The sequence below is a fragment of the Streptomyces sp. NPDC046349 genome, from assembly GCF_055587885.1.
Genome location: NZ_JBVJFK010000003.1, coordinates 380,219 through 393,046 on the forward strand (window position 1 = coordinate 380,219; position 12,828 = coordinate 393,046).

The following is a 12,828-nucleotide window of genomic DNA, read 5'->3' on the forward strand; positions in this document are numbered from 1 at the left end:
GGCGTGCGGTCGGTCGGCTGGGCCGAACGCGCCTCAGAGCGCGACGGTGACGGCTTGGTCGAGGGCGATGCCGCCGGGGACCCCGAGGGGGACCCCGACGGCGACGGCGGTTCCGACGGTGATCCCGAAGGGCGCTCGGACGGGGTCGGCGACCCCGAGGCCGTCGGTGTGGGGGAGCCCGTCGCCGACGGCGTCGGCGAGGGTTCCGGCGAGACCGACGGGGATCCGGACGGGGATTCTGTGGGCGACTTCGAAGGGGACGGCGAATCCGAGGGCGTCGGCGACCCCGAGGGGGACTTCGACGGGGACTGCGAGCCCGAGGGCGACGTGGACGGGGACTTCGACGGCGACTTCGTGGGCGGCTTGGTGGGCGACTTCGTGGGCGGCTTCGAGCCCGTGTGCGTGGGCGACTTCGACGGCGGTCCCGGCGGCTTGGGTCCGGTGTGCGTCGGCGTCACCCCCGGGCTCGGCGTGGTCGGCGGCGTCGGGATCACGGGCGGCGGGATCGGCCGGTCGGGCTTCCTTTCCCGGTGGTAGCCCTTGTCGCGCTCGAACCAGTGCCGGTTCTGGTGGTCGTAGATGACGATCTTCTTCACGGGCTGCACGGCCGGCGCGATGACGACCACCTTCGCCGGCTGGTAAGAGGGCCACGTCTGTCCGTAGCGCTTCGGCGCGGCCTTGAGCGGTACCGGCGGACCGAGCGGGTTGCCGCATGCACAGCGCACCCGGGGCACCCCCCGGTCGTCGACGAGCACGGCCGTCCCGGCCTGCAGCACGGCCTGGTAGCTGGTGACCTTGCCGTTCTGGAAGCCGTGGTTGGTGACCCGGGTGTCCAGCCGCAGCTGCACCGGGGTCAGCGACCGCAAATACGCGGGAACGGCTGCCGGCCGGATGCCGAGCGTCGCAGCGAAGGCCTCGTTCTTGGCGGGCTCCGCGGCGAGTACCGTGATCTGCTTCTCGACGTCGCAGCTCGCCACGTCCCGGGTGCCCCCGTACACGCCCGGGGCGGAGCCGCTGACGCTCCTGGTGCCCGTGGCGGTGCCCTGGGTGGTGGGTGCGGCGCCGGTCGCGGTCGGGGACGGCGCCGTGCTCTCCGGCGGCGGTGCGTCCTTCTTCACCACGGTGGACTCGGTGAAGGGGTCCGGGCCGGCCGCGGCGGCCGGCTGGAGGAACACCTCGGCCCCGGCGCTCGGCGGGCCGCCGGGCCGGGTCAGCACCACTGCCAGGGCCACGGCCGCCACCACCGCGACGAGCGCGGTGGCGAGCCGTGAAACCGACCGCCACCAAGGACCCTTGCCCGGTCCCGGACCGGCCGGACCGCCGGGGCCGCCGGGACCGGCCGGACCGCCGGGCGGCCCGGTCGGCGGCGGGGGCGGGGGCCCCTGCTGCCCGCCCGACAGCGGCCCGGAAGGCGGCCCGGTGGGTCTCTCTGACGACGGCTGCCTGCCGGAGGGATGTGTGCTCACGGGCTCTTCTTCCCAGGAGGAGGAGTTCCCATCGGACCATTGTGTGCGCCATCCGGGTGGTGCCCGCAAGCCGGGAGTGCCACGGTTGCAGGGTGAGCCAGACACCGAGGCCGGCATCGTCCGGGGGTTCCGCGAGGGCCTGGCGCGACGCCCTGGTCACCGTCGTCGCCGGCTTCGCGGCGATGATCGCGGTCGCCGCGGCCGGGCTGGCGTGCGCGGGCGCGGGGGGCCTTCCGGAAGGGGCGTTCCCCCGCGTGCTCGCCGCGGTCGTCGTGATGGCGGCCGGCGGCACGGTGGAGGTGTCCGGCGACGCCGGTCTGCTGGCCGGCGTCGACGTGAGCCTGTCGGTGCTCCCGCTCTCGGTGAGCCTCGCGGGCGCCCTCGCGGCCGGATACTGCTACCTGCGCCCACTGCGCAACCGGGCCGTCGCAGGTCCCCGGGAACTCATCGGCCGGGCCGTCCCGTTGGTCGTGCTGTGGCTGCTCGCCCTGACCGGTACGACTGCCCTGGCCCGGCAGGACTTCGGCATCTCCACCGGCGACTCCACTCTCGGGGTGATCGGCGAACTTCTCGACTCCGGGCCGAAGGTGGGCTTCCGCGCCGACCTGCCCGCCACGCTCCTGCTCGGACTGGTGTGGATCCTGGGCCTGTTGCTGATCGCCCTGCTGGTGTCCCGGCGCGCGCCGCTCCCGGCCGGGCTGGTCCGCTTCCACACCGCGGTGCGCCCGGCCGCCTTCGCCACGACCCTGCTGCTCCTCGCCTACGTCGTGATCGGCGTCGCCGTCGGCCTGGTGGTGGCCGCGACCCAGGGGCACGCCGGCCGGACCCTCGCCGTGGTCCTGCTCGGCCTGCCGAACCTCGTCTGGATCGCGCTCACCCTGGGCTTCGGCGGCGCCTGGGAGGCCCGGGTCGAAGGCGCTTTCGGGCTGCCGATGCCGAAGTTGCTGGACGAGGTGCTGCGCGATGCCGACGGGGCCCCGGTGGACGTGGCGTCGTTCGCCGCGCGGGATCCGCGGGCGTGGTGGCTGGTGGTGGCGGCCGCGGTCCTGCTGCTGGGCACGGGCGTGCTGGCGGCCGTACGGTCCCCGGCGCACGTCCGGCCGTGGCAGCACGCCCTCCACCTGGGCGCGGCCCTCGCGCTGGCCACCCTGGCGGTCTGCCTGCTGTCCCGGGTGCAGGCCCAGTACGGTCTGTCCCTGCTGGGCCTCGGCGAGGTGGACGCCCTGGGCGGGGAGGTCGTACTGGACCCCGTTCTGTGGCGCACGGTCGGCCTGGGCCTGCTCTGGGGTGCGCTTGCGGGCTTCCTCGGCGGCCTCCTGGCCCGCCCGCTGCACCGCCGCGGGCAGCAGGCCGGCGGGCCCGCCGCGACGCGGGGCTGACCCAGCCGCCGTCTCATTCCCATTCGGGGTCGCGCGTGTCCACGATGCGGGTCGGGGTGGCCCGGTCGGGCCCGCCCGCCTCCGGGCCGGCGGGCGGCGCGTCCGGCCCAGGACCTGCCCCGCCCGCGTCGTCCCGGGCCCCCCGCGCAGGCCCGTGCCCGTGCGCGGGCCCCGGCCCCTCCGTCACCGCGTAGGTCGCGAGGCGGGTCCCGTCGCCGTACATCCACCGCCCGGAGGCCTCGTCGTAGAGCCAGACCGACTCCCCGTCGACGACCACGCCCACCCGCAGCCCGCGCAGGGACCGCCGGAATGCGTCGGTGTCGGCCCGGCCGGAGGCCAGCTCGTCCACGGCGTGCCGGTAGCGTTCCAGGGCATGGGCACCGCGCTCCAGCAGCGGCCTCGGGTCCTCGGCGCGTACGGACGGCCGCTCCCCCGTGGTCGGCGGCGGCTGCGGGACCGCGACGAGGAGCCGTCCGTCGACCCAGGCACTCCACCCGTTGGCGCACAGGATCTCCCCCCACTCCCCGCGCCGGGACAGCAGCTGCACGGGCAGGAAGGCGTCCAGGGCCGCGGTCGGCCTGGAGACGTCGGGGACCTCCCAGGCGGAGAGACCCGGCGGCGGCACCACGTGGGTGGGCCGGAAGTCCGCCACGGCGATCCCGGGATCCATCGAGCTCATGAGGCCTACTTCCGCATGATCACGGGCTCGTGCCGGCGCAGCAGCCTCGCGACCAGCAGCCCGAACAGGACGGACAGGACCACCAGCATGCCCAGGTTCAGCAGCCACACCGCGGGGCTGTGGGCGAACAGCGGGTCGTCGGTGAGCTCTCCGGGCACGATCGCGCCGAGGTCGATGGTGCCCGCCATGGCGCCCAGGGCCCAGCGCGAGGGGACCAGCCAGGCCAGCTGCGCGATGACGGGCACGCCGTCCAGCTCCAGCAGGGCGCCGCAGAAGACCACCTGCACGATGGCGAGGAGGACCAGCAGCGGCATGGTGACCTCCTCCTTGCGGACCAGCGCGGAGACGAGCAGGCCGAGCATCATCGCGCTGAACGCCAGGAGGGCCACCGCGACGGTGATCTCGAGGAGGGGATCCAGGAGCACGCCGTTGCCGGCCGGGGCGTTCAGGTCCACGCCGTACAGGGCCACCAGTGTCAGCACCACGGCCTGGGCGACGGTGACGGCTCCCAGCACCACCACCTTGGACATGAGGTAGGCGGAGCGGGAGAGCCCCACCGCCCGCTCCCGCCGGTAGATGACCCGTTCCTTGACCAGTTCGCGCACGGCGTTCGCGGCGCCGGTCAGGACGCCTCCGACGGACAGGATGAGCAGGGCGTTGATCGCGGTCTCCTGGGTGAGCCTGCTGCCGGCCAGGGCGCGGGCCATGGCGCCCATGACGAACGGCAGCGCGATCATGATGGCGAGGAAGGTCCGGTCCGCGGCGAGCGCCGCCGCGTAGCGCCGTACGAGGGTGGACAGCTGGGAGCCCCAGCTCTGCGCCTTGGGCGGCGGGGGGACGGCGTCGGCCGCGGCGGCGGCCGCCGGGTGCTCGCCGTACCACGGCTGGCGGGTTGCGCCGAGGACGTACGTGCGGTGGGCGGTGGAGGCCGCGTACTCCCCGGCCCAGTCGCGCCCCCGCTCGTTCTCGAAGGCCTCGAAGGCCTCGGGCCACTGGGAGAAGCCGAAGAAGCCGAGGGTCTGCGCGGGCGGCCCGTAGTAGGCGATGCGCCCGCCCGGGGCGAGGACCAGCAGGCGGTCGCAGACGTCGAGGCTGAGGACGCTGTGGGTGACCACGATGACGGTGCGGCCGTCGTCGGCGAGGCCGCGCAGCATGTGCATCACCGAGCGGTCCATGCCCGGGTCGAGGCCGGAGGTGGGCTCGTCCAGGAAGAGCAGGGACGGCTTGGTGAGGAGCTCCAGGGCGACGGACACCCGTTTGCGCTGACCGCCGGAGAGGCTGTGGATGGGCTGCGCGGCGCGCTGCTCGAGGCCGAGTTCGGCGATCACCTCGTCCACCCGCCGCCGGCGTTCGGCCTTCGCGGTGTCCTGCGGGAAGCGCAGTTCGGCGGCGTACACGAGGGCGCGCCGGACGGTGAGCTGGGAGTGGAGGATGTCGTCCTGCGGCACGAGGCCGATGCGGCTTCGCAGCTCGGCGTAGTCGCGGTAGAGGTCGCGGCCGTCGTAGAGGACGGTCCCCCGGTCGGCGGGACGCAGGCCGGTGAGGGCGCCGAGCAGGGTGGACTTGCCGGCTCCGCTGGGACCGATGACGGCGAGCAGGCATTTGGCGCCCACGGGGAAGGACACGTGGTCGAGGAGGGTCCTGCGGCCGCGGTCGACGGTGACGGTGAGGCCCTGGACGTCGAGGCTGACCTCGCCCGTGTCCTCGTACTCCTGGAGCCGGTCGCCGACGAGGCAGAAGGCCAGGTGGCCGATGCCGACGATGTCGCCCTCGGTGAGGGGGGCCGCGCCCGTGACGGGGGCGCCGTTGAGGTAGGTGCCGTTGTGGCTGCCGAGGTCGGCGATCTCGTAGCTGCCGTCCTGGAGGGCCCGCAGTTCGGCGTGCCGGCGCGATACGTCGAGTTCGTCGATGACGAGGTCGTTGTCGGTGGCGCGGCCGATGCGCACGGTGGTGCGGGCGGCCAGCGGGAGTACGGCGCTGGGCTGCCTGAAGGTGGCGGTCATCGACGGGTTGGAGACCCTGGACGGCCGGGCCCGAGCCGCCCCGGCGCCCGGGCCGGGAGCGGTGAGCACGGCCCGCGGGCCGTCCTGCGCGTCGCCGAAGCGCAGTTCGCTGCCGGCACCGACGCTCCACTCGTGGACGCGGTGCCCGTCGGCCCAGGTGCCGTTGGTGCTGTCCTCGTCCTCGACCGTCCAGTGGTCGCCGTCGGGGCGCAGGACCGCGTGGTGCCAGGAGACCCGGGCGTCCTCGAAGCAGATCTCGCAGAGGGGGTCCCTGCCGACGTGGTAGGTCCGGCCCGGGCTCATCGGTGTGGAGCCCGTGGCTGTCTCCAGGACGAGCTCGGGCGCGGTCGGCACACCGGGGCGCTGGACCATGAGGAGATTTTCCCACGATCGCACCAGCCCGGCAGCGGCCCGCTGAAAGCGCAGGTCAGAGGCCTCTTATAGGGAATGACAACGGTCCCCGTTGCAGCCTTTGCCCATCTCGCCGGGGTGCGCTTCACTTCACGCGACGGGAACCGAACAAACGGCTGCCGCGACGAGACGGGGGATGCCATGACCGGGCACGACCACGGGTACGACGACCACGGCCACGGGCCCGGCGGCCACAGCCACGGTGTGGCCGCGGACGCCGACCGCCGCTGGCTGGCCATCGCGCTCGGCCTGATCGGCGGGTTCATGGCCGTCGAGGTGGTCATCGGCGTGATGGCGCACTCGCTGGCTCTGATCTCCGACGCGGCCCACATGCTGACGGACGCCGTCTCGATCGTCCTCGCGCTGATCGCGATGCGGCTTGCGGCCCGCCCGGCCCGCGGCGGGTTCACGTACGGCCTCAAGCGGGCGGAAATACTCTCCGCCCAGGCCAACGGCCTGACGCTGCTCCTCCTGGCCGCGTGGCTGGCGTACGAGGCGGTGCGCAGGCTGATGGACCCGCCGCCGGTGGAGGGCGGGCTGGTTCTCGTGACGGCGCTCGCCGGCATCGTCGTCAATGTGGCCGCGGCCTGGTGCATATCGCGTGCGAACCGGTCCTCGCTGGCGGTCGAGGGCGCCTACCAGCACGTCCTGAACGACCTGTTCGCCTTCATCGGGACGGCCGTAGCCGGTCTGATCGTCATGACGACGGGGTTCCGGCAGGCCGACGCGATCGCCACGCTCGTGGTCGTGGTGCTGATGGTCAAGGCGGGATACGGGCTGGTCCGCGACTCCGGGCGGATCTTCCTGGAGGCGGCGCCGGCCCACGTGGACCCGGACGCGGTCGGCGACCGGCTCGTCGGGCACCCGCCGGTCACCGAGGTGCACGACCTGCACATCTGGACGATCACCTCGGGACAGGCCGCGCTCTCCGCGCACGTGCTGGTCGAGCCGGCCGGCGACTGCCACGCCGTACGCCGGGAGCTGGAGCAGCTGCTGGACAAGGAGTACGGGATCACGCACACCACCCTCCAGGTGGACCACGTGCAGGACTCCCTCCTCTCGGTCGGCCGGCGCGGCGAGGCCCCGTACGACCCGCACTGCGCGGACGCGCACGGACCGGTCCACCGGGAGGGACCGCACGACCACTGACCGGCGCCGGTTCGGGGCATGTATGGGCCCATGACGTACAAGCGCAGCGCCGGACTGCTCCTCTTCCGGCGGACGGACGGCTCACGGACGGAGCCCGGGATCGAGGTCCTGCTCGGGCACATGGGCGGCCCGCTGTGGTCGGGGAGGACCTCCGGGGACTGGGCCATCCCCAAGGGCGAGTACGGGCCGGAGGAGACTCCGCGCGACGCGGCCCGCCGGGAGTTCACCGAGGAGATCGGCCTGCCTCCGCCCGAGGGCGAGTACCTGCCGCTGGGCGAGGTACGGCTCTCCAGCGGGAAGCTGGTGACCATCTGGGCGGTGGAGGCGGACCTCGATCCGGCGCTCATGGTGCCGGGGACCTTCAGTCTGGAATGGCCCCCGCACTCGGGGAACGTACAGGAGTTCCCCGAGCTGGACCGGGTGGCCTGGTGTACTCCCGAGATGGCTCAAAGTATGCTGATCCGCTCGCAACTCCCCTTCCTGGAGCGACTGTTGGTACTGCTGAAGGCTTGACCAGAGCTCGTACTTGCCAACATCCGCGCCTGCCTGGACATTGCACCCATGACCAACGTCGTGCTGGTGGGAACCCTGGACACCAAGGGTGTGGAGTACGGCTGGCTGCGCGAGAGGCTGCTGCGCGCCGGCGTCGAAGTGGTACTGGTCGACACAGGAATCATGGGTGAGCCCCGGGTGGCCGCGGACGTGCCGCGCGCTGCGGTGGCCCGGGCCGCGGGAACCGAACTGTCCGTCCTTCGATCGGCCGCCGACCGGGGCGCGGCCGTGGCCGCGATGGCCCGGGGCGCCGAGGCGACCCTGCTGCGCCTGCACGCCGAGGGCCGGCTGCACGGCGTGCTCGCGATCGGCGGCAGCGGGGGCACCTCCATCGCCACCCGGGCGATGCGCGCCCTGCCGCTGGGCGTCCCGAAACTGATGGTCTCGTCCATGGCGTCGGGGGACACCGCCCCGTACGTCGGCTCATCGGACATCACGATGATGTACAGCGTCGTGGACATCGCGGGGCTCAACAGCGTCTCCGCGCCGATCCTGGCGAACGCCGTGGCCGCCATCGCCGGGATGGCCGGATCCTTCGCCGGCGCCTCGGCGGAGCGCCCGCCGCGGCTGGGGGCGGGCCCCCGTCCGCTGGTCGCGGCGAGCATGGCGGGGGTGACCACGTCCGGCGTGGACGCAGCGCGCGAGCGGCTGACCGAGCTCGGCTACGAGGTGCTCGTCTTCCACGTCAGCGGTAGCGGCGGCCGCACGCTGGAGACCCTGGCCGCCCAGGGGGTCTTCGCCGGGGTCCTGGACCTGACGCTCAGCGAGCTCGCCGACGACCTGTGCGGGGGCATCCTGACCGCGGGTCCCGACCGGCTCCGCGCGGCCGGGCGGGCGGGCGTGCCGCAGGTGGTGAGCCTGGGCGCGCTGGACATGGTGAAGTTCGGCCCGCTGGAGTCCCTGCCCCAGCGGGTCCTGGACCGGGGCGTCCACGTGCACAACCCGTCGATCACGGTGATCCGTACGAGCGAGGCCGAGTGCGCCGAGCTCGGCCGCCGGGTCGCGGCCAAACTCCGGGCGGCGAACGGGCCCGCGGCCGTCTGCGTCCCGCTCCGCGGACTGTCCACGCTCGGCGCACCCGGCGGCCCGTACCATGACCCCCGCGCGGACCGGGCGCTGTTCTCGGCACTGCGCGAGGGCTTGCGGGGCAGCGCCGCGCGGCTCTACGACTACGACACGCACATCAACGACCCGGCATTCGGGCGGGCGGCGGCGGACCGGCTACATGCGATGATCTGCGCGCAGCGCGCCGCCGCCTGACACGCACCCGGACGGCCGGGAACCGGCCACGGCGCAAACCGTGTCCCTGAGGGTGGCCGGCCGACAGGAGGACCGGGCCGCTCAGCCAGGGGCACGGTGAGGTCATGGACGGGGGAAGACGATGAAGAACGCGTGGGCGGTGCCCGGCTACGCGCAGGTGCGCGAGCTGGGCTCGGGGGCCAGTGGCCGCGTGGTGCTCGCCGTGCACGAGGCGACGGGCACGGCGGTGGCCGTGAAGTACCTGAGCGACCGGCTGCGCGAGGATCCGGCCTTCATCGGGGAGTTCCGGGCCGAGGCCCGCCTCCTCGGCGGGCTGGAGTCCCCGTATGTCGTGCGGCTGTACGAGTACGTCGAGGCCCCGGGCGGCGCCGCGATCGTGATGGAGCTGATCGACGGGATCTCCCTGCAGGACCTGCTCAAGGAGGCCGGGCAGACCGACCCCGAGGCCGCGCTGGTGGTGCTGAAGGGCTCGCTGCTGGGTCTGGCGCACGCGCACCGGGCGGGCGTCGTCCACCGCGACTACAAGCCGGCGAACGTGCTGGTCGCGGCGGACGGCTCATCGCGTCTGGTGGACTTCGGGATCGCCGCACGCCGCGGCACCACGCCCGGTGTCGCCGGCACCCCCGCCTACATGGCGCCCGAGCAGTGGCAGGGCCGGCCGGCGTCGCCCGCCGCCGACGTCTACGCGGCGACGGCGACCTTCTTCGAGTGCCTCACCGGGCGCAAGCCGTACGACGGGGAGAACTTCGCGGAACTCGCGGTCCAGCACATCGAGGCCCCGGTGCCGGAGACCGAGGCCCCCGAGCCCGTGCGTCCGCTGATCCGGCGCGGGCTCGCCAAGGCGCCCGAGCAGCGGCCGGAGAACGCCGAGGAGTTCGTCGCCGAGCTGGAGGACGTGGCGCTGGCCGCGTACGGGCCCGAGTGGGAGGAGCGCGGTCAGCGCAAGCTGGCGGCGCTGGCCGCCCTGCTGCCCCTGCTGTTCCCCTCCGCGGGCGCTCCGGCGGCCGGGACCACGGCTGTGGCGACGACCACCCTGGCACCGCCGCCCCGCAGCTGGCTGCCCGACCGGCGCGGAGCGGTGGCCGCGGGTGTGGCCCTCGTACTCGGCGCGATGATCGTGTTCTCGGCGCAGGCGGTGGGTGAACAGCGCGGTGGCGCAGCGGCGCTGAGCGCGTTCGCCACGACCAGCGCGGCGCCGGGCGGCGGCTTCCCCTCCCCGGTGGTCACCGCTTCGGCCTCGCCGTCGGCGTCGGCGTCCGCTTCGCCGTCCTCGTCCGCGTCGCCGTCCGCTTCCGCGTCCGCCTCGCCGTCGCTGTCGCCGTCCGCGAGCCCCGGGGCCTCGGTGACCGCGACCCCGACGGCCACCGTGACGACGACCGCGCCGACGACCAGTCGGCCGCCGTCGCCGCTGCCGACGGTGGTGGTCGGGTCGATCAAGGTGGATCTGCGGCAGGCGGACTTCACGACGGGTGAGGCGGCCATCTCCATCGACGCGAAGGGCACGGCCCCGGTGAGCGTCACCGTCGAGTGGTTCAGCAGCAACCAGTCCGGTGTCCTGGGTACCGCCGACGGCCGGGCGGAGACGCTGACGTACCAGCCGGGCACTGGCGCGGTCGTCCGGCGGCACGCCTTCTCCGGGCAGGGCTGCTACTGGGGCGTGCGGGTCACCACGAAGCCCGCCGCCGGCAACGGTTCCCAGACCGACCAGGTCTGGCTGACGAGGTGCATGATCCGATGAGCGACGAAGAGTACAGCGCGACCGCCCTCGGCAGCCATTGGTTCAGTGGCCCGCCGCAGCCGCAGGAGGCGGTGCCCGACCGCGTCGAGGGGTCGGTCATGCGGTTCGGGCCCGGGGTGACGGCCGCGATGCCCGCGCCGTTCCCGGTGGTGGTCCCCGTCGTGGTGCCGCCCCGCCGCGGCGGCGCGGGGCTGCGCCGGTACGCGCTCGCCGCCGTCGTGTTGGCAGCGGTCCTCGCGTACCTCGGATGGCAGCGGTTCGGTCCGGGCATCGGGGTCCGCGACGTGGCCGTGAGCACCGATCCGGCCGGCCCGGGGTGCGACGCGACCGCCGACGTGGTGGCCGTCGTGGGCACCGACGGCCGGCCGGGGACACTCGCCTACCGCTGGGTCCGCAGTGACGGCACCAAGTCCGAGGAGCTGACCGAGCGGGTTCCGCGCGGGCAGCGCGAGGCGCGGCTGCACCTGCTGTGGACCTTCAAGGGCACCGGCAGCTACCCGGCGAAGGCGGAGCTCCAGCTGTTGTCGCCCGTACAGCGCACCGCGGCGGTGGAGTTCACGTACCGGTGTACCCCGTAGCGGACATCCGGATGACGGACGCCGTCGCGGTGAGCAGGACGGCGGCCCCGCAAGGGTCATGGGGACGGCGAAGCCCCTGGCGCGGCCGTGACGGCCCGGCCGTCCGGGGGCCAGGCCCGGGACGGAGGGGCCCGTACCCGAAGGGTGCCCGCGGGCCCGCCGCCGCTGCGTGAAGTGGCCGCGGGCCCGTCGCTTCTCCTGCCCGTCCCCCGCCGCAACCGGGGGACGGAGTTCAAAAGCGCGCGTGCGCGGTGATGTCCGCCTCGAACTCGCCCGTCATCGCCGGGGTCACCGTCGGCCGGCACTGCCGGACGGCCTCCAGGTAGTCCCGCGTGGTCGCGCCGGGCTGCGCGACCGCCGCACCACGCGCGCGCCCCGCCTCCAGGTCCCGCTCGAAGGACACCTGTGCAGCGATCCGCGCCGCGTGCTCGATGTCGGCCGGGGTGAACAGCTCGGTCGCCGCGACCAGCGCGCTCACGTCGACGTCGGCGCGGCCCGCCGTGTAGCGGGCCCAGATCGCGGCGCGGGCGCCGGCGTCCGGGGTTCCGATCGGGATGAGGTAGTCGAAGCGTCCGGGCCGCAGGAAGGCCGGGTCCAGGGAGCGGATGGAGTTGGTGGCGCAGACGAGGAGCCGTTCGTCGCCCTCCCGGAAGCCCGGTATCAGCTTCAGCAGCTCGTTCGTGACGCCGTGAATGCCTCCGGGCTGCGCGGGCTCGGTGCGCACCGGGGCGATCTCCTCCACCTCGTCGATGAAGACCAGGACGCGCTCCAGTTCGGCGATCCGGGCGAAGGCGTCGCGCAGCGCAGCGGCCAGGTTCCCCTCGTCGGCGAGGCGCGAGGGCAGCAGTTCCACGAAGGGCCAGCCGAGCCGGGAGGCGATGGCGCGGGCGAAGGTGGTCTTCCCGGTGCCGGGCGGACCGAAGAGGGTGATGGCGCGCGGCGGCCGCACACCGTGCGAGGCGGCCCGCTCGGGCTCGGCGAGCGGCAGCACCACGCGCCGCTCGATGAGGTCCTTCTCCTTCTCCATGCCGGCGACCTTCGACCACAGGCCGTTCGGCAGGAAGCGGCCGCCGAGGTCGTCGAGGAGACCGGCGGCCGGGCCGTGGAGCGGCTCGGTCTTCTCGAAGTAGGCGACGGCGGGCTGCCGGGTGTAGCCCGCATTGAGGAGGCCTTCGCCGAGCAGGTCCTCCTCGGGCAGGACGTAGGCGATGCGGCCGACACGGGCGGCGATGAGCCGTCGTTCCAGCTCGACGAGGAGGGCGCTGGCCAGGCCCCGGCCGCGCCAGCCGGCGGCGATCGCCATACGCATGACCCAGGCGCGTTCCCCGGTGACGCAGGCGAGGGCCGCGCCGATCGGGACGCCCTGGTGGACGGCGACGACGCAGGGCTGCCGGCCGGTCAGTGCGCTGATGCACTCGGCGAGCGAGAAGACGGACTCCTGGCCGAGTTCGGCCGTGGTGTCGATCAGGTGGACCACCGCTGCGAGATCGCTCTCGCGGTAGTCGTGGATGAGCCAGTTCACCGGTACCGCCCCTCGTTCGTGCTCCTTGCGGCGAGGCTAGGGGCGGGCGGGCCCGGCGCTCTCGCTCCGCGGTGCACAACAGGCGGTCGGG

At 74.0% G+C, this 12,828-nt stretch carries 9 protein-coding genes and 1 pseudogene; 6 read left to right on the plus strand and 4 right to left on the minus strand.

The window, feature by feature from the left end:
* Window positions 1–200: 200 nt before the first annotated feature.
* Window positions 201–1,466, minus strand: a pseudogene (locus tag ACZ6JS_RS08910) (DUF6777 domain-containing protein); the annotation flags it as partial.
* A 92-nt stretch (window positions 1,467–1,558) separates the two neighbouring features.
* On the opposite strand from ACZ6JS_RS08910, the gene ACZ6JS_RS08915 reads away from it, so the two are divergent.
* A complete protein-coding gene (locus tag ACZ6JS_RS08915) occupies window positions 1,559–2,845 on the plus strand; it encodes a streptophobe family protein (RefSeq protein ID WP_469296947.1) in 1,287 nt (428 codons plus the stop codon).
* A gap of 13 nt (window positions 2,846–2,858) precedes the next feature.
* Here the strand turns inward: ACZ6JS_RS08915 and ACZ6JS_RS08920 are convergent, their stop codons facing one another.
* The gene (locus tag ACZ6JS_RS08920) at window positions 2,859–3,524 is read right to left on the minus strand and encodes an SH3 domain-containing protein (RefSeq protein WP_469296948.1); all 666 of its coding nucleotides are present in this window, start codon (window positions 3,522–3,524) and stop codon (window positions 2,859–2,861) included.
* Window positions 3,525–3,529: 5 nt separating this feature from the next.
* Window positions 3,530–5,899, minus strand: a complete 2,370-nt coding sequence (locus tag ACZ6JS_RS08925) for an FHA domain-containing protein (RefSeq protein ID WP_469296949.1) — start codon at window positions 5,897–5,899, stop codon at window positions 3,530–3,532.
* 180 nt (window positions 5,900–6,079) lie between these two features.
* On the opposite strand from ACZ6JS_RS08925, the gene ACZ6JS_RS08930 reads away from it, so the two are divergent.
* From ACZ6JS_RS08930 to ACZ6JS_RS08950, 5 genes are all read left to right on the plus strand, one after another.
* Window positions 6,080–7,087 (plus strand): cation diffusion facilitator family transporter, encoded by a 1,008-nt coding sequence (locus tag ACZ6JS_RS08930; protein ID WP_469296950.1) that lies wholly within the window; start codon window positions 6,080–6,082, stop codon window positions 7,085–7,087.
* Window positions 7,088–7,117: 30 nt separating this feature from the next.
* Window positions 7,118–7,600, plus strand: coding sequence for an NUDIX hydrolase (locus ACZ6JS_RS08935; RefSeq protein WP_469296951.1), 483 nt, complete (start codon window positions 7,118–7,120; stop codon window positions 7,598–7,600).
* Window positions 7,601–7,648: 48 nt separating this feature from the next.
* Complete coding sequence (locus ACZ6JS_RS08940) at window positions 7,649–8,899, plus strand: Tm-1-like ATP-binding domain-containing protein (protein ID WP_469296952.1); 1,251 nt, start codon at window positions 7,649–7,651, stop codon at window positions 8,897–8,899.
* Window positions 8,900–9,020: 121 nt separating this feature from the next.
* Window positions 9,021–10,637: a protein kinase domain-containing protein gene (locus ACZ6JS_RS08945; protein ID WP_469296953.1), complete on the plus strand. Its 1,617-nt coding sequence runs from the start codon at window positions 9,021–9,023 to the stop codon at window positions 10,635–10,637.
* Window positions 10,634–11,215: a hypothetical protein gene (locus ACZ6JS_RS08950; protein WP_469296954.1), complete on the plus strand. Its 582-nt coding sequence runs from the start codon at window positions 10,634–10,636 to the stop codon at window positions 11,213–11,215. The genes ACZ6JS_RS08945 and ACZ6JS_RS08950 overlap by 4 nt, the downstream gene beginning before the upstream one ends.
* Window positions 11,216–11,447: 232 nt before the next feature.
* Here ACZ6JS_RS08950 and ACZ6JS_RS08955 read toward each other — a convergent pair whose 3' ends face one another.
* Window positions 11,448–12,737: an ATP-binding protein gene (locus ACZ6JS_RS08955; protein ID WP_469296955.1), complete on the minus strand. Its 1,290-nt coding sequence runs from the start codon at window positions 12,735–12,737 to the stop codon at window positions 11,448–11,450.
* Between the last annotated feature and the right edge of the window lie 91 nt (window positions 12,738–12,828).

Coding starts and splice junctions, on each gene's coding strand:
- ACZ6JS_RS08920 (WP_469296948.1), bottom strand. CDS start 3,524: ATGAGCTCGATGGATCCCGGGATCGCCGTGGCGGACTTCCGGCCCACC.
- ACZ6JS_RS08925 (WP_469296949.1), bottom strand. CDS start 5,899: ATGGTCCAGCGCCCCGGTGTGCCGACCGCGCCCGAGCTCGTCCTGGAG.
- ACZ6JS_RS08930 (WP_469296950.1), top strand. CDS start 6,080: ATGACCGGGCACGACCACGGGTACGACGACCACGGCCACGGGCCCGGC.
- ACZ6JS_RS08935 (WP_469296951.1), top strand. CDS start 7,118: ATGACGTACAAGCGCAGCGCCGGACTGCTCCTCTTCCGGCGGACGGAC.
- ACZ6JS_RS08940 (WP_469296952.1), top strand. CDS start 7,649: ATGACCAACGTCGTGCTGGTGGGAACCCTGGACACCAAGGGTGTGGAG.
- ACZ6JS_RS08945 (WP_469296953.1), top strand. CDS start 9,021: ATGAAGAACGCGTGGGCGGTGCCCGGCTACGCGCAGGTGCGCGAGCTG.
- ACZ6JS_RS08950 (WP_469296954.1), top strand. CDS start 10,634: ATGAGCGACGAAGAGTACAGCGCGACCGCCCTCGGCAGCCATTGGTTC.